This is a genomic window from Rhodococcoides kroppenstedtii, assembly GCF_900111805.1.
GTDB classification, from domain to species: domain Bacteria; phylum Actinomycetota; class Actinomycetes; order Mycobacteriales; family Mycobacteriaceae; genus Rhodococcoides; species Rhodococcoides kroppenstedtii.
Genome location: NZ_FOJN01000020.1, coordinates 26,757 through 44,387 on the forward strand (window position 1 = coordinate 26,757; position 17,631 = coordinate 44,387).

General features: G+C 68.8%; 22 protein-coding genes. 10 read left to right on the top strand and 12 right to left on the bottom strand.

What is annotated here, in order from left to right:
• Positions 1–4: 4 nt before the first annotated feature.
• Complete coding sequence (locus BMZ18_RS18070; protein ID WP_068099622.1) at positions 5–1,009, top strand: aldo/keto reductase family protein; 1,005 nt, start codon at positions 5–7, stop codon at positions 1,007–1,009.
• Between the two features lie 74 nt (positions 1,010–1,083).
• Positions 1,084–2,634, top strand: a complete 1,551-nt coding sequence (locus BMZ18_RS18075; protein WP_068365787.1) for an alanine/glycine:cation symporter family protein — start codon at positions 1,084–1,086, stop codon at positions 2,632–2,634.
• Between the two features lie 62 nt (positions 2,635–2,696).
• Here the strand turns inward: BMZ18_RS18075 and rpsQ are convergent, their stop codons facing one another.
• The 11 genes from rpsQ to rpsJ are packed head-to-tail and all read right to left on the bottom strand — an operon-like array spanning position 2,697 to position 8,001.
• Positions 2,697–2,975, bottom strand: a complete 279-nt coding sequence (gene rpsQ, locus BMZ18_RS18080) for a 30S ribosomal protein S17 (protein WP_068099620.1) — start codon at positions 2,973–2,975, stop codon at positions 2,697–2,699.
• Positions 2,972–3,217, bottom strand: a complete 246-nt coding sequence (gene rpmC / locus BMZ18_RS18085) for a 50S ribosomal protein L29 (protein ID WP_068099619.1) — start codon at positions 3,215–3,217, stop codon at positions 2,972–2,974. The genes rpsQ and rpmC overlap by 4 nt, the downstream gene beginning before the upstream one ends.
• Entirely contained in the window at positions 3,217–3,633 is a 417-nt protein-coding gene (gene rplP / locus BMZ18_RS18090) for a 50S ribosomal protein L16 (RefSeq protein ID WP_068099618.1), read from the bottom strand. The genes rpmC and rplP overlap by 1 nt, the downstream gene beginning before the upstream one ends.
• Positions 3,634–3,636: 3 nt before the next feature.
• A complete protein-coding gene (gene rpsC / locus BMZ18_RS18095) occupies positions 3,637–4,437 on the bottom strand; it encodes a 30S ribosomal protein S3 (RefSeq protein ID WP_068099617.1) in 801 nt (266 codons plus the stop codon).
• Positions 4,437–4,853 (bottom strand): 50S ribosomal protein L22, encoded by a 417-nt coding sequence (gene rplV / locus BMZ18_RS18100; RefSeq protein WP_068099616.1) that lies wholly within the window; start codon positions 4,851–4,853, stop codon positions 4,437–4,439. Before rplV ends, rpsC begins: the two co-directional genes overlap by 1 nt.
• Positions 4,850–5,131, bottom strand: a complete 282-nt coding sequence (rpsS, locus tag BMZ18_RS18105; RefSeq protein WP_068099615.1) for a 30S ribosomal protein S19 — start codon at positions 5,129–5,131, stop codon at positions 4,850–4,852. The genes rplV and rpsS overlap by 4 nt, the downstream gene beginning before the upstream one ends.
• A 14-nt stretch (positions 5,132–5,145) precedes the next feature.
• The gene (gene rplB / locus BMZ18_RS18110; RefSeq protein WP_068099614.1) at positions 5,146–5,979 is read right to left on the bottom strand and encodes a 50S ribosomal protein L2; all 834 of its coding nucleotides are present in this window, start codon (positions 5,977–5,979) and stop codon (positions 5,146–5,148) included.
• Between the two features lie 48 nt (positions 5,980–6,027).
• A complete protein-coding gene (rplW, locus tag BMZ18_RS18115) occupies positions 6,028–6,333 on the bottom strand; it encodes a 50S ribosomal protein L23 (protein ID WP_068099613.1) in 306 nt (101 codons plus the stop codon).
• Positions 6,330–7,019 carry a 50S ribosomal protein L4 gene (gene rplD / locus BMZ18_RS18120; RefSeq protein ID WP_068365786.1) on the bottom strand — a complete coding sequence of 230 codons (690 nt, stop codon included), beginning with the start codon at positions 7,017–7,019 and terminating at the stop codon, positions 6,330–6,332. The genes rplW and rplD overlap by 4 nt, the downstream gene beginning before the upstream one ends.
• Entirely contained in the window at positions 7,016–7,681 is a 666-nt protein-coding gene (gene rplC / locus BMZ18_RS18125; RefSeq protein WP_068099611.1) for a 50S ribosomal protein L3, read from the bottom strand. Before rplC ends, rplD begins: the two co-directional genes overlap by 4 nt.
• Before the next feature lie 14 nt (positions 7,682–7,695).
• Positions 7,696–8,001 carry a 30S ribosomal protein S10 gene (gene rpsJ, locus BMZ18_RS18130; RefSeq protein WP_003938093.1) on the bottom strand — a complete coding sequence of 102 codons (306 nt, stop codon included), beginning with the start codon at positions 7,999–8,001 and terminating at the stop codon, positions 7,696–7,698.
• A 526-nt stretch (positions 8,002–8,527) separates the two neighbouring features.
• Between rpsJ and BMZ18_RS18135 the strand changes: the two genes are divergently transcribed.
• A complete protein-coding gene (locus BMZ18_RS18135; RefSeq protein WP_068099610.1) occupies positions 8,528–9,001 on the top strand; it encodes a hotdog fold domain-containing protein in 474 nt (157 codons plus the stop codon).
• 36 nt (positions 9,002–9,037) lie between these two features.
• On the opposite strand, the gene BMZ18_RS18140 is transcribed toward BMZ18_RS18135, so the two are convergent.
• The gene (locus BMZ18_RS18140; RefSeq protein ID WP_082895218.1) at positions 9,038–10,126 is read right to left on the bottom strand and encodes an alpha/beta hydrolase; all 1,089 of its coding nucleotides are present in this window, start codon (positions 10,124–10,126) and stop codon (positions 9,038–9,040) included.
• A 344-nt stretch (positions 10,127–10,470) separates the two neighbouring features.
• Between BMZ18_RS18140 and BMZ18_RS18145 the strand changes: the two genes are divergently transcribed.
• The 7 genes from BMZ18_RS18145 (at position 10,471) to BMZ18_RS18175 (ending at position 17,627) form a co-directional block, all read left to right on the top strand.
• Positions 10,471–11,439: a daunorubicin/doxorubicin resistance ABC transporter ATP-binding protein DrrA gene (locus tag BMZ18_RS18145; RefSeq protein ID WP_068365785.1), complete on the top strand. Its 969-nt coding sequence runs from the start codon at positions 10,471–10,473 to the stop codon at positions 11,437–11,439.
• Positions 11,436–12,242 (top strand): ABC transporter permease, encoded by an 807-nt coding sequence (locus BMZ18_RS18150; RefSeq protein WP_068099608.1) that lies wholly within the window; start codon positions 11,436–11,438, stop codon positions 12,240–12,242. The genes BMZ18_RS18145 and BMZ18_RS18150 overlap by 4 nt, the downstream gene beginning before the upstream one ends.
• A gap of 2 nt (positions 12,243–12,244) precedes the next feature.
• Positions 12,245–13,153: an ABC transporter permease gene (locus tag BMZ18_RS18155; RefSeq protein ID WP_082895217.1), complete on the top strand. Its 909-nt coding sequence runs from the start codon at positions 12,245–12,247 to the stop codon at positions 13,151–13,153.
• Between the two features lie 144 nt (positions 13,154–13,297).
• Positions 13,298–13,651 carry a chorismate mutase gene (locus BMZ18_RS18160; protein ID WP_244516597.1) on the top strand — a complete coding sequence of 118 codons (354 nt, stop codon included), beginning with the start codon at positions 13,298–13,300 and terminating at the stop codon, positions 13,649–13,651.
• Positions 13,648–15,798, top strand: coding sequence for an aminodeoxychorismate synthase component I (pabB, locus tag BMZ18_RS18165; RefSeq protein WP_068365783.1), 2,151 nt, complete (start codon positions 13,648–13,650; stop codon positions 15,796–15,798). The genes BMZ18_RS18160 and pabB overlap by 4 nt, the downstream gene beginning before the upstream one ends.
• A complete protein-coding gene (locus tag BMZ18_RS18170; protein WP_068365782.1) occupies positions 15,799–16,674 on the top strand; it encodes a prephenate dehydrogenase dimerization domain-containing protein in 876 nt (291 codons plus the stop codon). It begins immediately after the preceding gene.
• Positions 16,671–17,627 carry an AurF N-oxygenase family protein gene (locus BMZ18_RS18175; RefSeq protein ID WP_371828517.1) on the top strand — a complete coding sequence of 319 codons (957 nt, stop codon included), beginning with the start codon at positions 16,671–16,673 and terminating at the stop codon, positions 17,625–17,627. The genes BMZ18_RS18170 and BMZ18_RS18175 overlap by 4 nt, the downstream gene beginning before the upstream one ends.
• The last annotated feature ends 4 nt before the right edge of the window (positions 17,628–17,631 follow it).

The window sequence follows — 17,631 nt, forward strand, 5'->3', positions numbered from 1 at the left end:
TGCCATGGCTTATCGATTTCTGGGCAACAGTGGACTCAAGGTCTCCGAGATCACCTACGGCAACTGGCTGACGCACGGCTCGCAGGTGGAGAACGACGTCGCCACCGCGTGCGTGAAGGCGGCGCTCGACGCGGGTATCACCACGTTCGACACCGCCGACGTCTACGCGAACGGCGCCGCAGAGGAAGTGCTGGGCAAGGCCGTCGCGGGCGAGCGCCGGGAAAGCCTCGAGATCTTCACCAAGGTCTACTTCCCCGTCGGCCCGAAGGGTCCCAACGACACCGGCCTCTCGCGCAAGCACATCCGCGAGGGCATCGACAACTCGCTCCGCCGACTCGGCACGGACTACGTCGACCTCTACCAGGCACACCGCTTCGACTACGAGACGCCACTCGAGGAGACCATCGCGGCCTTCGGTGACGTCGTGCAGCAAGGCAAGGCCCTCTACATCGGCGTCTCGGAGTGGACGGCCGACCAGCTGCGTGAGGCGCAGAGCCTGGCTCGACAGCGCGGCTTCTCCATCGTGTCGAACCAGCCGCAGTACTCCGCCCTCTGGCGCGTCATCGAGGCCGAGGTGGTTCCGGCGTCGAGGGAGCTCGGCATCTCGCAGGTGGTCTGGTCCCCGCTGGCGCAGGGCGTGCTGACAGGGAAGTACGTGCCCGGCCAGCCGCTCCCCGAGGGATCGCGGGCCACGGACGACAAGGGCGGCGCGGACATGATCTCGCGGTACATGAACGACGAGACCCTCACCCGCGTGCAGAAGCTGAAGCCGATCGCCGACGATCTGGGCCTGTCGATGTCGCAGCTCGCCATCGCCTGGGTGCTGGCGAACGACAACGTCGCCGCGGCCCTCGTGGGCGCCTCCCGCCCGGAGCAGATCGCGGACAACGTCAAGGCCGCCGGCGTCACCCTCGAGGCCGACGTGCTCGCGCGGATCGACGAGGCCCTCGGCGACATCGTCGAGACGGACCCGGCCAAGACCGTCAGCCCGGAGAAGCGTCTGGTCTGACCGAGGCGGAGCCGGTGTCCCCGAAACGGACGATTCGGACGGTGGAAGAGCCGTAACCCGTGTGGAATGGGCGGATGACTCCTCCACCCACGCTGCTCGCCGCCGACGGGGGAACCCTGTCGTCGATCGAGAGCGCCATCAACGGGGCCTTCGAGCCGATCACCACTGCCGTCACGGCCGTCATCTTCTACGCCGTGCCGCTCGGGGGTGCCGACGTTCCCATCGTGGTGTTGTGGCTACTCGCCGCCGCCGTGATTTTCACCGTCACCTTCAAGCTCCTGCAGGTCAGAGGGGTCAAACACGCGGTCGAGTTGGTGCGCGGCGAGCACGACGATCCGGACGCGCCCGGCGAGGTCAGCCACTTTCGTGCCCTCACGGCGGCCGTGTCCGGCACGGTCGGCCTCGGCAACATCGCGGGTGTGGCCGTCGCGGTCACGCTGGGCGGCCCCGGCGCCACGCTATGGATGATCCTCGCCGGCTTCCTCGGAATGGCGACGAAGTTCGTCGAATGCACCCTCGGCGTCAAGTACCGGGACGTGCACGCGGACGGCACGGTGTCCGGCGGGCCCATGAAGTATCTGACGAAGGGCCTCGCCGAGCGCGGACTGGGCGGACTCGGGAAGGCGATGGCTGCCGTCTACGCCGTCATCATCCTGTTCTTCGCTCTCTCGGGTGGGAACATGTTCCAGGCCAACCAGACGTACGCGCAGGTTCGGAGCGTCACGGGTGGCGACGACGGATTCCTGGGCTCGGACGCGGCGAAGTTCGCCTTCGGTGTCGTCGTCGCCGTGGTGATCGGCCTGGTCATCATCGGCGGGATGAAGTCCATTTCCGCGGTCACCGCTCGCCTCGTTCCCACCATGGCGATCGTCTACGTCGTCGCCTGCCTCGTCGTCATCGCCGTCAACGTCGAGCAGGTGCCCGGCGCGATCACCGCGATCGTCGACGGCGCGTTCTCGCCGGAGGGCGTCACCGGTGGGGTGCTCGGCGTGATGATCATCGGCATCCAACGGGCCGCGTTCTCGAACGAGGCGGGGCTCGGATCCGCGGCCATCGCCCACTCCGCGGTCAAGACACGCCATCCCGTGACCGAGGGCTTCGTCGCCATGCTCGAGCCGTTCATCGACACCGTCGTCATCTGCACCGCCACCGCCCTGACCATCGTCATCGCCAACACGGCGACCTGGCAGGATCAGCGGGCCGTGGTGGCCGAGACGGGCGAACTTCCCGCGGGCGGGGTCACTCTGACCTCCGACGCCTTCGCGACCGTCCTGCCGTGGTTCCCGTACATCCTCACGGTGGCGGTGGCCCTGTTCGCCCTGTCCACTGCCATCACGTGGGCCTACTACGGATCGCAGGCCTGGCAGTCGCTGTTCGGACGCAGCGCGATTGCCCGGCAGTCGTTCAACGTGATGTTCTGCATGTTCACCGTCGTCGGCACAGTGCTGTCGCTCGGCGCGGTGCTCGACTTCGCCGACGCCGCACTGTTCGCCCTCGCCTTCGTCAACATCATCGGGCTCTACCTGTTGCTGCCCGTGGTACGACGTGAACTGCGGGACTACCAGGCCCATCGGCGGGAGCGGGCGGGCACGGCAACGCACCCGACGTCCGATCTCGAGGCCTGACGACCAACGTGAACGGCCCCGCACTCACCAGGAGTGCGGGGCCGTTCGCGGCGGTGCAGGTCTTACTTGGCCTTCTCGAGGACCTCGACCAGTCGCCAGTGCTTCGTGGCGGACAGGGGGCGGGTCTCCATGAGCTGAACGCGGTCGCCGACGCCGGCGATCCCGTTCTCGTCGTGGGCCTTGACCTTGGTGGTGCGTCGGATGATCTTGCCGTAGAGGGCGTGCTTCACACGGTCCTCGAGCTCGACGACGATCGTCTTCTGCATCTTGTCGGAGACGACGTAGCCGATACGCGTCTTCCGGCTGTTGCGGGTCTCTTCAGTCACTGCTTCCTCGCTCACGCTGCGTCACCTGCCGTGTCCTCGGACGGACCGCTGGCCAGCCCGAGCTCACGCTCACGCATGACGGTGTAGATGCGCGCGATCTCGTGGCGGACGACGCGCAGTCGACGGTTGTTGTCCAGCTGACCGGTGGCCATCTGGAAGCGGAGGTTGAACAGCTCCTCCTTCGACTCACGAAGGCGGTCGATCAGTTCTTCGTCACCGAGCTCGCGGAGCTCGGCAGCCGGGGTACCGGTAGCCATCAGAACTGAACCTCCCTCGTGACGATGCGTGCCTTCATGGGCAGCTTGTGGATCGCGCGGGTCAGCGCCTCGCGGGCGATGGCCTCGTCCGGGTAGCTGAGCTCGAAGAGCACGCGACCGGGCTTGACGTTGGCGACCCACCACTCCGGCGAACCCTTACCGGAACCCATGCGGGTCTCGGCCGGCTTCTTGGTGAGCGGGCGGTCCGGGTAGATGTTGATCCAGACCTTGCCGCCACGCTTGATGTGGCGGGTGACGGCGATACGAGCCGCCTCGATCTGACGGTTGGTGACGTAGGCCGGCCCGAGAGCCTGGATGCCGTAGTCACCGAAGGTCACCTGAGTCCCGCCCTTGGCGGCACCCGAACGCTTGGGGTGGTGCTGCTTGCGGTGCTTGACCCGACGGGGGATCAACATGCGTCAGCCCTCCTTCTGCTCGGTCGTAGCGGGTGCATCAGCGGTTGCGGTCGCGGCGCGGCCGGCCTCGGTGCTGGTCGCCGTGGTGCCCGAGGCACCGCTGCGACGCGGACGAGACGGACGCTCGCGGCGGGGACGGTCGGCGGGTGCGGCCGCGGCTGCGACCTCACGACGTCCACCGACGATGTCGCCCTTGTAAATCCAGACCTTCACGCCGATGCGACCGAAGGTGGTCTTCGCCTCGTAGAGGCCGTAGTCGATGTCCGCACGCAGCGTGTGCAGCGGAACGCGACCCTCGCGGTAGAACTCGGAGCGGCTCATCTCCGCGCCGCCGAGGCGGCCGGAGCACTGAACGCGAATGCCCTTGACGTTCGGCTGACGCATGGCCGACTGGATGGCCTTGCGCATCGCACGACGGAAGGCGACGCGGTTGCTGAGCTGCTCGGCCACACCCTGAGCCACGAGCTGAGCCTCGGACTCGGCGTTCTTGACCTCGAGGATGTTCAGCTGGACCTGCTTGCCGGTCAGCTTCTCGAGCTCGGAACGGATGCGGTCGGCCTCGGCGCCGCGGCGACCGATGACGATGCCCGGACGCGCGGTGTGGATGTCGACGCGAACGCGGTCACGCGTGCGCTCGATCTCGACCTTCGCGATGCCGGCCCGCTCCATGCCCGTGGCGAGGAGCTTGCGGATCGCGACGTCTTCCTTGACGTACTCCGAGTACTGCTTGTCTGCGTACCAGCGCGACTTCCACTCGGTCGTGATGCCGAGGCGGAAGCCGTGCGGGTTGATCTTCTGGCCCACTACTGAGCTCCCTTCCGGCGACCACGTGCCGAGCCGCCGGTCTTGGGCAGGCTCTCCACGATGACCGTGATGTGCGATGTGCGCTTGCGGATGCGGAACGCGCGACCCTGGGCGCGGGGCTGGAATCGCTTGAGCGTCGCGCCCTCGTCGACGAACGCCGCGGCCACGACCAGCGTGCTGGGGTCGAGGTCGAGGTTGTTCTCGGCGTTGGCTGCGGCACTGGCGACGACCTTGGCCACCGGCTCGCTCGCGGCCTGCGGCGCGAACTTCAGGATGTTCAGCGCATCCTCGACGCTGCGTCCACGGACCAGGTCGACGACGCGACGCGCCTTCATCGGGGTGACGCGGACGTGCTTGGCCGTCGCGCGAGCGGTCGGGTTGTCGGTCGCGACAATCCCAGAACGGGAGATGCTCATCGCCTCTTCGCCTTCCGGTCGTCCTTGATGTGTCCCTTGAACGTGCGCGTCGGCGCGAACTCACCGAGCTTGTGTCCGACCATGGCATCCGAGACGAACACCGGGACGTGCTTGCGACCGTCGTGGACGGCGAAGGTGTGTCCGATGAAATCGGGGGTGATGGTCGAGCGGCGCGACCAGGTCTTGATGACCTGCTTGGTGCCCTTCTCGTTCTGCGCGTCCACCTTCTTCAGGAGGTGGTCGTCGACGAACGGGCCTTTCTTGAGGCTGCGTGGCATTCTCTAACTCCTCCCTAGCGCTTCTTGCCGGTGCGGCGGCGGCGGACGATCAGCTGATCGGACGGCTTGTTCTTGCGGGTACGGCCTTCCGGCTGTCCCCAGGGGCTGACCGGGTGGCGACCACCGGAGGTCTTGCCCTCACCACCACCGTGCGGGTGGTCGACCGGGTTCATGACGACACCGCGGACCGTGGGGCGCTTGCCCTTCCAGCGCATGCGGCCGGCCTTGCCCCAGTTGATGTTGGACTGCTCGGCGTTGCCGACCTCGCCGACGGTGGCGCGGCAGCGCACGTCGACGCGGCGGATCTCACCGGAGGGCATACGCAGCGTGGCGTAGGGGCCTTCCTTGCCGAGGAGCTGGATTCCGGCGCCGGCGGAGCGGGCCATCTTGGCTCCGCCGCCGGGACGCAGCTCCACCGCGTGGATGGTGGTACCCGTCGGGATGTTGCGCAGCGGCAGGTTGTTACCGGGCTTGATGTCCGCGGTCGCACCGGACTCGATGGGCGAACCCTGCGAGATGCCCTTCGGCGCGATGATGTAGCGCTTCTCGCCGTCGGCGTAATGCAGCAGCGCGATGTTGGCGGTGCGGTTGGGGTCGTACTCGATGTGAGCGACCTTGGCCGGCACGCCGTCCTTGTCGTTGCGACGGAAGTCGATCAGACGGTAGGCGCGCTTGTGGCCGCCACCCTTGTGACGGGTGGTGATGCGGCCATGGGCGTTGCGGCCTCCGCGGCCGTGCAGCGGGCGGATGAGCGACTTCTCCGGTGTCGAGCGCGTGATCTCCGCGAAATCGGAGACACTCGCGCCGCGACGACCGGGAGTGGTCGGCTTGTACTTGCGAATTGCCATGTTTGTCTCGTCCCTTGATCCTCGAGGACCCTCGTGAGCTCCGGCCGCTTACGCGACCGGGCCTCCGAAGATCTCGATGGGCTTGCTGTCGGCCGAGAGGGTCACGAGCGCGCGCTTGGTGGACTTGCGCGTGCCGTAGCCGAATCGGGTCCGCTTACGCTTACCCTGCCGGTTGGCGGTGTTGACGCTGGTCACGGTCACGCCGAAGATCTTCTCCACGGCGATCTTGATCTGCGTCTTGTTCGAGTCGGGGTGCACGATGAACGTGTAGGTCCCCTGCTCGATCAGGCCGTAGGACTTCTCCGAGATGACCGGCGCCAGCAGGATGTCGCGGGGGTCCGCGATGGTGCTCACTTGTCGTCCTCCTGTGCTTCCGCAGTCGCCGAGCGAGCCGGACCTGCGATGAAGGTGTTCAGCGCCTCGACCGTGAAGACCACGTCGTCGCTCTCGAGGACGTCGTAGGTGTTCAGCTGGTCGGGGGCGATGGGGTGCACACCGTCGAGGTTCTGCACCGACTTCCAGGCAGCGAGGTCCGCGCGGCCGATGACCAGCAGGACCTTCTTGCGATCGGTGAGCTCGGCGAGGAAGGAACGCGCGCCCTTGGTGGACGGCACCTGGCCTGCGACCAGCTCGGTGATCACGTGGATGCGCTCGCTGCGCGCCCGGTCGGAGAGGGCTCCGCGCAGGGCGGCGGCCTTCATCTTCTTGGGGGTGCGCTGGCTGTAGTCGCGCGGCTGCGGGCCGTGGACCGTGCCACCGCCGACGAACTGCGGAGCGCGGGTCGAACCCTGGCGTGCGCGGCCGGTGCCTTTCTGGCGGTACGGCTTCTTGCCGCCGCCGCGGACGTCGCCGCGCGTCTTCGTCGCGTGCGTGCCCTGGCGTGCGGCCGCGAGCTGCGCGACGACGACCTGGTGCATCAGCGCGATGTTCGCGGTGCGGTCGAAGATCTCGGCGGGGAGATCGACGGTGCCATTGGTCTTGCCGCCGGCTTCCTTGACGTCGAGAGACAGCGTCGTGCCGCTCTTCTCGAGACTGGTCATGCTCGCGCACCACCCTTCACTGCGCTCTTGACGATCACGACGCCGCCCTTGCGGCCCGGGATCGCACCCTTGATCAGCAGCAGGCCGTTCTCGGCGTCCACCTTGTGGACCGAGAGGTTCTGCGTCGTGACGCGGTCGCTACCCATCCGACCCGACATGCGCATGCCCTTGAACACGCGACCGGGGGTGGCGCAACCACCGATGGAACCGGGGCGACGGTGCACGGCCTGCGCGCCGTGGCTGGCGCCCTGGCCGGCGAAGCCGTGGCGCTTCATCGTGCCGGCGAAGCCCTTGCCCTTGCTGATGCCGGTGACGTCGACGTAGGCGCCGTCCTCGAACTCGGCGGCGGTGAGCTCCTGGCCGACCTCGAAGGCGGCGGCGTCGGCGACGCGCAGCTCGGCGAGGTGGCGGCGCGGCGTGACGCCGGCCTTGGCGAACTGACCGGTGACCGGCTTGTTCACCTTGCGGGGATCGATGGCGCCGAAGGCGACCTGGACGGCGCTGTAGCCGTCGCGCTCCTCGGTGCGGATCGCGGTCACGACGTTCGGATCCGCCTTGACGACGGTGACCGGGACGACGCGGTTGTTCTCGTCGAAGACCTGGGTCATACCGAGCTTGGTGCCCAGAATTCCCTTGGCCGGACGGTTCTTGTTGTCAGTCATGGTTGTCTCCGCGCTCACTGAATGTTGACGTCGACGCTGGCCGGCAGGTCGATACGCATGAGTGCGTCGACGGTCTTCGGCGTCGGGTCGAGAATGTCGATGAGTCGCTTGTGAGTACGCATCTCGAAGTGCTCGCGAGAATCCTTGTACTTGTGCGGCGAACGAATGACGCAGTACACGTTCTTCTCGGTGGGCAACGGCACAGGTCCGACCACGCGGGCCCCGGTACGGGTCACCGTCTCGACGATCTTGCGCGCGGACGCGTCGATCGCTTCGTGGTCGTAGGCCTTGAGCCTGATGCGGATCTTCTGTCCCGCCACGCTTATGTCCTCTTCCTTGCCCGTAGGTGTCGACCGACTCGGGTGTCAACCAACTCGGTGGGTCTTCTCTCGGTTCGCCGGGAACGAGTCCCGGTCGATCCGGCAGTGCGCGCCCGGCCCCCTGACGGGACGGACGACATCCGATGACGAATCACGTGGCGGAGCCGCTGGCGGGCACGCGAGGCGTGGCCTGGACTACCGTTGCCGCTGTTCATCTGTCATGGATCTCCGGTCCACGCGGTCGGGCGTGTCGCAATCCCGACCAGTCCTCTGCCCGGTCCGGTCTCCCGGATGGGCGAGTCACGTGCGAACCGGATGCGCCCATCGAGCCGGCGCGATCACTGCTTGGTTCACTGCTTGTTCTACTGCTCTGCCGAGACTCTCCGCGCACGCACGGGGCGCACGACAGCGATCGCCTCGGTCAAGGCAACCCGACGAGTATGACCCACGGACGGGGTTCAGTTCAAATCGACCCCGTCACACTCGTCCGGGATCGGACGACGTCGCCCGAGTAGGGTCCGCGGTCATGACCACCGCGACCGGTACGTACGCCCTGTGGAGGCGTCTACCGCGCCCCGTGCGCAGCCCGTTGTTCTCCGTCGGCATGTGCGCGCGGGTGCCGTTCTTCGCCACCGTGCTCCCCCGCGTGCGGGAGCTCGAACCCGGCCGGTGCGTGGTGACGGCACCGAAGTGGTTCGGCGTGCAGAACCATCTGCACACCTTCCACGCCATCGCGTCCTGCAACCTCGCGGAAGTGGCCATGGGCATGCTCGCCGAGGCGACCGTGCCGACGACGCACCGATGGATCCCCAAGGGGATGACGGTGTCCTACCTCGCGGCGGGGCGGACCGGCATGACGGCGCGGGCCGAACTGGACGAGCTCCCCGACTTCACCGCCGTCACCGAGGGGACCGACCTTGTGATCCCGGTGTACCTGACGGATCGGTCGGGCGCCGAGGTGGTGCACGCGGACATCACGGTGTGGGTCACACCCAGATAATCGGTGTGGGTCACACCCGAATAGAACCGTGCGCGCTCAGATCCCGAGCGACGCCGCGGTGAACGGCCAGGACCGGTGCAGGTCCTCCTGCCAGTACGCCCAGGAGTGCGTGCCGGGGCCCCGGAAGTCGACCGTGGCCGGAATTCCGAGCTCGGCGAGGCGCCCGGCGAACACTCGGGTGCAGTGGTCCGTGATGGACTCGATCCCGCCGCCGACGATCACGCGGTTGACCAGGTCCGGGACGTCGCCGGCGATGCGGGCGCTCGCGAGGGTGTCGTCGAATCCGGGCAGCCCGTTGCCGGTGGAGAGGTACAGCGGGGTCCCCCGCAGTTTCTCGGCGTTGAGCAGGGCGTCGTTGGCGAGCCACTCGGGCCCACCGGTGGGGCCCCACATGTTGTCGGTGTCGCCGCCGCCGCGGGCCTCGACGACGAGCTTGACGTAGGCCGCACCGAGATCGTCCGAGGTGTTCGCGCACCCACTGAACGAGGTGACGGAGGAATAGAAGCCGGGCGCGTTCGCGGCCAACATCAGGACGGCGCTCGCGGCCATCGAGATTCCGCCGACGGCCTGCGTTCCGTCGGTTCCGAGGGCCGCGTTCATCAACGGCGGAAGCTCCGACGTGAGAAACGTCTCCCACTTGTTGCGGCCGAGTTCCGGATCGTCGGCGAGCCAATCCGTGTAATAGCTGAAGGCGCCGGCCTTCGGAATCACGACGTTGACGTTCTTGTCGGCGAAGAACGGGACCACGTCGGTCTGGTCGGGCCAGTTGGACGACGGATCCTCACCGCCGCTCGCGCCGTTCAACAGGTAGTAGGTGGGGCGCGGGACGCTCGTGTCCGCGGGCCGCAGCACCTGCAGGTCGACGGTGCGGTCCATGGAGGCGGACCGGACGACCACGTCGTAACGCTGTCCACCGGCGGGGGTCACCGACACCACGCTGCTGCCGTCGGCGCCGACGAAGCCCGTCGTCGGCGCGGAGGATGTGCCGGAGACCGGTTGCGCCGCAACAGAACCCGCGCTCACGACCGCGGTCGAGGCCACGGCGGCGGCCACGGCGAGGACACCGAACGACCGCCGCGTACGCGCGACGACGGCGGAGACGGACGACTCGGTGCGAACCTTCACGGCGGCGGTGTTCCCTTCGACGACACGGTGGGCGCCCCGACGACCGGCCGAGGCCGATGCGGGGCACCCTCGGGCGTCACAGTAACCGGGACGGGCGAGGAGAGTGAACGCACGAGACCACCCCGAGACCACATCGTCATCGTCGGACGCGGAGCGGGGGCCCGGGCCGGTCGCCGTTCGCGAACACTTCCGGCCGATTTCTCGCGTCGCCCCGACGGACAATGGCGGCCGTCATCGCCGCGTCGGACCGCGGTGTTACAGCCGAACCCACCGTCCGACGAGAAGCGTCCGTTCCCCGTCGCGTCCGCCTCTCCGGACATTTCTCTTCTGCCATACTCGGGGCCATGCCTACCGGAGTGGCCGTTCACGTCGACGGAATCACCAAGTCCTTCGGCGACGTCCACGCTCTCCGCGGCGTGAGTTTCTCCGTCCCCGTCGGATCCGTGCTTGGTGTCCTCGGCCCCAACGGCGCGGGGAAGACCACCACCGTGAACGTGCTGTCCACGCTGCTGCGACCCGACGGCGGTCATGCCACCGTCGCGGGCTTCGACGTCGTGAAGAACGCCCAGGAAGTGCGCAAGCGCATCATGCTCACGGGTCAGTACGCCGCCCTGGACCAGGGCCTCACCGGCGCCGAGAACCTCGAATTGTTCGGCCGCTTGATGGGCCTGTCCAAGAAGGCCGCACGGGCGCGCGGCACCGAACTGCTCGAACAGTTCGACCTCGTGGCCGCGGCCGATCGCAAGGTGTCGGGGTACTCCGGCGGCATGCGTCGCCGCATCGACATCGCCTGCGGACTGGTGACCCGGCCCGACGTGGTGTTCCTCGACGAGCCCACCACCGGACTCGACCCGCGCAGCCGTCAGGCCGTCTGGTCGCTGGTGGAGAACCTCAAGACCGAGGGCATCACGATCCTGCTCACCACCCAGTACCTGGAGGAAGCGGACCTCCTCAGCGACAACATCGTCGTCATCGACAAGGGCACGGTGATCGCCGAGGGCACCGCGGACCAGCTGAAGGCCCGCACCGGCGACAGCTACCTGGAGGTGGTTCCGCGCCAGCCGGCCGACCTCGGACGGGTCCGGGACATTCTCGCCGACGTCGCCGGGTCGTCGTCCGGCGTCGACGATTCCGAGCCCGATCGCGTCTCGATTCCCGCCGCCCACGGCCCGCGAACCCTCACCGAGGTCGTGCGTCGACTCGACATGGCCCAGATCGACCTGGCCGACATCGCCCTCCGTCGCCCGTCCCTCGACGACGTCTTCCTCTCCCTCACCGGCCACACCGAGCGGCGAGACGAGCCCGCCCGGTGACGGCGGCCGTCTCGACGACACGGGCGGGCGGGCGGCATCGCGCTCCCGAGCTGTCGTCGTTCCAGCAGTGGCGAGCGCTGACCGGTCGCGTCATCGCGAGCCAGCTGCGGACCCACGAACTCACGGTCGCGCTGCTCGCCCCGGCGATCTTCGCGATCGGCTTCTATCTGCCGCTGCGCTTCGTCATGCGGATCCAGGGCATCGACTACGCCCAGTTCGTCATGCCGATCATCGTGCTGCAGGCGATGGCGTTCACCGCCATCTCCGCAGCGTCGCGCGGAGCGGCCGAGGAACTGAACGGCATCAATCCCCGCTTCAAGACCATGCCGATCGGACCGGCGGTCCCTCTCCTCGCGCGCATCGGCGGCGCGACCTTCCGCTCCGCGCTCTCCCTGATCGCGGCCCTGTTCTACGGGTACCTGATCGGATTCCGCTTCACCGGCGGGATCGGGCCGGCCGTGCTGTTCGTGACCATCGCGATGCTGGTGGGCACCGCCTTCGCCATGGGCGGCGACGCCATCGGCGTGCTCTCGCGCAGCCCGGAGGCCACCAGCCAGGCGCTCACCCTGCCGCAGCTCATCCTCGGCATGCTCTCCACCGGGTTCGTCCCGGAGGAGGGGTTCCCGGAGTGGATCCGCCCGTTCGCGCGCAACCAACCGATCTCGCAGTTCGCGCACGCGATGCGTGACCTCGCCGAGGGCACCGTGAACTCCGCCGCTCTGATCCCGGCGCTGCTGTGGTGCCTGGCCTTCGTGGTGATCTTCGCGCCGCTCTCGATCTGGGCGAACGTGAGGAGACAGTGAGCATGAACCCCGAGACCAGGGACCTCGAGGCCGTCACCGAGAAGATCCCCGCCCTCGACGTCCGCACGACCGGGTCGTCGGTCGTTGGACGACCGCGCGCGGAGTTCCCGACGCCCGACCACGCGGTCACGGAGCGGGGGCCGCGCGCCTACGTCTCGCACAGCCTGCTCCAGGCCAAGCGGCTGCTCACCAAGTGGTTCCGCGATCCGCTGACGATGATTCAGACGGTCATCTATCCGTCGGTGACGCTGCTGATGTTCTCGGTGGTGCTGGGTCGGTCCATCACCGGCGCCACCGGCGAGAACGCCGTCTACGGCCAGGTCCCGATGATCGCGCTGGTCGGCTCGGTCTTCGGCGCGCTCGCCAGCGGTGTGTCCCTCAAACGCGAAGCGCAGACCGGTCTGCTGACCCGCTTCTACGTCATGCCGACCCACCGAGCGTCGGGGCTGACCGGGCGCCTGCTCGCCGAGGCCGTGCGCATGGTGCTCACCACCATGTTCATCGTGCTCGTCGGGTTCGCCATCGGCTTCCGATTCGACCAGGGCCTGCTTCCCGCGATCGCCTTCTTCGGACTGCCGCTGCTGCTCGGCACCGGCTTCGCGACGTTCGTGACCGCCCTGGCGGTGATGGCACCGAAGTTGCCGCTGGTGGAACTGCTCTCGCTCGTGTGCACGCTGCTGATGTTCTTCAACTCCGGCTTCGTGCCCACCCGCGCCTACCCGCCCTGGCTGCAGGGCTTCGTCGCCAACCAGCCGATGAGCACCGCCATCGAGTCGATGCGCGGCCTGTCCGCCGGCGGTCCCGTCCAAGGACCGTTGACGCAGACGGCGATCTGGGCCATCGCCCTCACGGTGCTCTTCGCCGTTCCCGCGGTGCGCGGGTACCGCAAGGCCGCCATGGGTCGCGACTGACCGCGACCGGCCGGGACCGACCGAGCCGGGCCGATCGGTCTCCCGTCTTCGTGGCCCATCACACCCATCGTCATGACCCGACGAAACGAATCGATCGAAACGAACGATCTTCGTCGTAGTGACGGGTGAAGGTGGTGATGAACCGTGACGAATCGCGACAGGATGCTCGGATCGGTGCACGACGACGTGATGGATCCCAGTGACCGCTTGGCGGCGCTGCGCGGAGAACTGGACCGCATCGACGCGGGACTGCGGGACGCGCTGCGGGACCGCCTGCGGGTGTGCGAGGAAGTCGGCCGCCTCAAGCGGGACCACGACATTCCCGTGATGCAGCCCGCCCGCGTCGACCAGGTCACCCGAGGCGCGCGCGAGTACGCCGAGCGCAACGGGCTCGACCCCGACTACCTCGAGGCCCTGTATCAACTGATCATCGCCGAGACCTGCCGCGTCGAAGACCTCCTGGTCGCCGAGCGGCCCGACGACTCGGCACGCTCTTGACCCGCGTCCTGCTCGTCGACAACGTCGACTCCTTCACCTACAACCTGGCCGAGTTGCTGGCCGCGGTGACCGGCGAGCGCCCGACGGTCGTCCGCAACGACGTCGACTTCGCCTCCCTCGATCTCGCCTCGTACGACGCCGTCGTGATCTCCCCCGGCCCCGGCAACCCGGAGCGACCGGCCGACTTCGGCGTGTGCGCGCGGATTCTCGAGGAGACGACGGTGCCCGTCCTCGGGGTATGTCTCGGCCACCAGGGCATCGCCGCCGCGCACGGCGGCCGGGTGGTGCGGGCGACGGAACCGATGCACGGACGGCTGTCGCGGATCCGGCACACCGGGACGGGACTGTTCGAGGGCCTCGACCAGCCGCTGTCGGTGGTGCGGTACCACTCGCTGATCGTCGCCGGTCTGCCCGACGAGCTGTCGGTCACCGCGTGGACCGAGGACGGCGTCCCGATGGCGCTCGAACACGCGACGCTGCCGCGCTGGGGCGTCCAGTTTCACCCGGAGTCGATCGAGTCCGCGGGTGGGCACCGCCTGATCGCCAACTTCCTGGGTCTGGCGCGCGCCGCGTTGCCCACCCCGCGCCCGGCCGAACACTCGGCTGCCGCCGGTTCGACTCCGGTGTCGCCTGCCGCGGCACCCCGCTACGTCGTCCACGTCCGAGAGGTCGGCGTCGATCCCGACCCGCGGGCCGTGTACGACGCCGTCACCGGGGGCGACCGGGGCCGGTTCTGGCTCGACGGCAGCGTCGAACCCGACGCCCGGTTCACGATCGTCGGTGACTGCCGGGGCCCGCTGGCCGAGTTCGTGACGTACGACGTCGACACGACGACGGTCACCGTCGTCGCCGGCGACGGGAAGACGACGTCCGTCCGCACGCCCTTCTTCGACTACCTCGACGCCTCGCTCCGGGAACGCGCCGTCGATCCGGACGACGATCTGCCGTTCGACTTTCGACTCGGGTACGTGGGGTACCTCGGCTACGAGCTGAAGGCCGACACCGGCGGCCAAGCCGTGCACTCCTCGCCCGACCCGGACGCAGCTCTCGTCTTCGCCGACCGGGCGGTGGTACTCGACCACGACGGCCGTCGGGCTTTCGCCCTGGCTCTCGGCGACGGCACCGAGACGGCCGACGAGGCTGCCCGTCACTGGCTGGACGAGACGGAGTCGACGCTGCGTCGTCTCCCCTGCGCGGGTCGGATCGCCGACCCCGCCCCGATCACGTCCCACCCGACCGACGCCGGGCTCGACCTGCGCCACGATCACGCGGCGTACGTGAACCTGATCGCGGACTGCCGCAGCGAGATCGCCGCGGGAGAGTCCTACGAGGTGTGTCTGACCAACGTCGCGCACTCGGCGATCACGGTGGACCCCCTCTCGACCTTCGATCACCTGCGCACGATCTCCCCCGTACCGTACGGCGCTCTGCTGGAATTCGACGGTCTGTCCGTCGTGAGCACCTCGCCCGAGCGGTTCCTGCGCATCGACACCGCCGGCGTCGTCGAATCGAAGCCGATCAAGGGCACCAGGCCGCGCGGGGCGACGGCGGGCGCCGACGCCGCGCTGCGCGACGAGTTGCTCGCGTCCGAGAAGGACCGCGCGGAGAACCTCATGATCGTCGACCTCGTGCGCAACGATCTCTCGCGGGTGTGCGCGACCGGCTCTGTGCACGTGCCGGTGCTCTACGGCATCGAGAGCTACGCGACGGTCCATCAGATGGTGTCGACGGTGCGCGGCACGCTCACCGACGCGTCGGCGGTGGAGTGCGTGCGGGCGATGTTCCCCGGCGGCTCGATGACCGGGGCGCCGAAGGTGAGGACGATGGAGATCATCGACCGTCTCGAAGCCGGTCCGCGCGGGGTGTACTCGGGCAGCGTCGGCTACCTGTCGCTGAACGGGACGGCCGACCTGTCGATCGTCATTCGCACCCTGGTGGTGACACCGGACGGCGCTCGCTTCGGCATCGGCGGCGCCATCACCGCACTCTCCGACCCCGAGGAGGAGTTCGAAGAGACGCTGGTCAAGGCAGCCACGATGGGCCGCGCTCTCGCCTTCGCCCCCGTCCACACCGCGCCGCCACCGGCCGCGCACCGTCCGGCGCTGCCGCGACGGCGGCGGCCCGCGGTCCGTCAGCAGCACACGTAGATGACCGAGCACGTGGCCGTCGTCGGCGGAGCCGGGGCGGTGGGAACTCTCTACGCCGACGCGTTCGCCGCCGTCGGCCGCACCGTGTCCGTGATCGACCCCGCGACGGAATCGGGGAGCGACGTACGACGACCGGACGCGCGCACGTCGGCGACGCTCGGCGCGGCGGACGTCGTGATCCTCGCCGTGCCCGAGTCGGTGGCGCTCGCCGCGGTCCCGGTGCTGGCGACCGTCGCGGCGCAGGCCGTCGTCGTGGACACGCTGTCGGTCAAGTCGGGAATGGCCGAGGCCGTCGCGCGCTCGACGCTCGCCGCGGCCGTCGGACTGAACCCGATGTACGCCCCCTCGCTCGGGATGGACGGCCGGCCGACGGCCGCAGTCGTCTACCGCGACGGGGCGCGCGTCGACGCAGTCCTGGACGTCGTGGCCGCGCGTGGCCCCGTGGTCCGGGTGTCCGCCACCGACCACGACCGGGTGGTGGCGTCGACCCAGGCGCTCACCCACGCCGCGATCCTGGCGTTCGGCACCGCCCTGGGCGAGTTGGGCGTGGACCCGGAGGTCGCGGCCGCGCTCGGACCGCCGCCGTTCGCGACGGCGACGGCCCTGCTCGCCCGCGTCGCCAACGGCACCCCGGAGGTGTACGCCGATGTGCAGCAGGGCAATCCGTACGCCGGTGAGGCCAGGTCCGCACTCGGCCGCGCCGTCGCCACGGTCGACGCCTCCTGCCGCGACATCGCCGCGTTCACCGCACTGCTCGACGAGGCCCGCGCCGCCCTCGGTCCGGAGCTGACGTCCGCCTCGACGCGGTGCGCCCACCTCTTCGACCTACTCCGGACCGCGCCACCGCGCGAGACGAATCAGGAGGACCCCTCGTGACCACCGAGACGATCACCGGCACCGAACTCGACACCGCGTCCGCACCGTCCCTGTCCCCGCAGACTCCCGTCGAGAACGCCGTCGTCGAGCGCCTGCGCGGCAACTGGAGTCGACGCGCCGCGGTGAAGAAGGCGGACCCCGACTGGGCCGGCCTGTTCGATCCGGAGAAGCACGACTACCCGGATGCCCTGATCCCGTTCGGTCGTCATCCGATCTATCGCGCGCTGAGCGACGAGCAGCGGCACCGCATCCGGGCCGCGGCGTGGATCGCGTTCAACAAGAACGTGATGGACGTCGAGCAACACGTCGTCAACCCCGGCTTCGCCCTGCTCGCCCGCGACGTGTTCGACACCGGGATGGGCGATTCCCTGGCCGTCGCGGTGACCCAGGCGATGGTCGACGAGCAGTACCACACCCTGATGCACCTGCAGGCCAGCGCGCTCACACGGCAGGAGCGGGGTCTCGCGCTCGCGGACCGAGATCTCCCGGCTCCCACCACCGTTCGCCGGCTGCGGGCCGAGCTCGCCGCCACGGACTCCGAGCGCGACGCCGCCCTGATCGGTCTCGCCTACACCACGGTCGCCGAGATCTCGATCACGTCCTACCTCGCGTTGATCGAGGACGGACCGGAGATCCAGCCCGTCAACCGCGCCACGGTCGCACTGCACGAGCGCGACGAGCACTGTCACGCGTCGATCGCCGGCGAGATGGCCGTGGTGGTGTATGCCGCTCTCTCGGAACGGGATCGCGCGTTCTTCCAGGACGCCCTCGACCGCGCGATGGACGCGTTCTCCGCGAACGACATGACGACGTGGGAGCGCATCCTCGACCTCGAGGACGTGCCGGACCGCGACCGTATGCTGCGCGAGGTCGCGGCGGACGCGACGCGGGAACCGTTGCTGCAGGACTACTCCGGGATAGAGAAGCTCCGGCGCAGTCTCGCCGCCTGCTGAGCTC

Bases quoted from the DNA above. Each gene is read 5' to 3' on its own strand.
- BMZ18_RS18145 (WP_068365785.1), top strand. From the start codon at position 10,471: ATGCCTACCGGAGTGGCCGTTCACGTCGACGGAATCACCAAGTCCTTC.
- BMZ18_RS18155 (WP_082895217.1), top strand. From the start codon at position 12,245: ATGAACCCCGAGACCAGGGACCTCGAGGCCGTCACCGAGAAGATCCCC.
- BMZ18_RS18170 (WP_068365782.1), top strand. From the start codon at position 15,799: ATGACCGAGCACGTGGCCGTCGTCGGCGGAGCCGGGGCGGTGGGAACT.
- rplC (WP_068099611.1), bottom strand. From the start codon at position 7,681: ATGACTGACAACAAGAACCGTCCGGCCAAGGGAATTCTGGGCACCAAG.
- rpsS (WP_068099615.1), bottom strand. From the start codon at position 5,131: ATGCCACGCAGCCTCAAGAAAGGCCCGTTCGTCGACGACCACCTCCTG.
- rplD (WP_068365786.1), bottom strand. From the start codon at position 7,019: ATGACCAGTCTCGAGAAGAGCGGCACGACGCTGTCTCTCGACGTCAAG.
- BMZ18_RS18075 (WP_068365787.1), top strand. From the start codon at position 1,084: ATGACTCCTCCACCCACGCTGCTCGCCGCCGACGGGGGAACCCTGTCG.
- rplP (WP_068099618.1), bottom strand. From the start codon at position 3,633: ATGTTGATCCCCCGTCGGGTCAAGCACCGCAAGCAGCACCACCCCAAG.
- rplB (WP_068099614.1), bottom strand. From the start codon at position 5,979: ATGGCAATTCGCAAGTACAAGCCGACCACTCCCGGTCGTCGCGGCGCG.
- rplV (WP_068099616.1), bottom strand. From the start codon at position 4,853: ATGAGCATCTCCCGTTCTGGGATTGTCGCGACCGACAACCCGACCGCT.
- BMZ18_RS18070 (WP_068099622.1), top strand. From the start codon at position 5: ATGGCTTATCGATTTCTGGGCAACAGTGGACTCAAGGTCTCCGAGATC.
- BMZ18_RS18135 (WP_068099610.1), top strand. From the start codon at position 8,528: ATGACCACCGCGACCGGTACGTACGCCCTGTGGAGGCGTCTACCGCGC.
- rpmC (WP_068099619.1), bottom strand. From the start codon at position 3,217: ATGGCTACCGGTACCCCGGCTGCCGAGCTCCGCGAGCTCGGTGACGAA.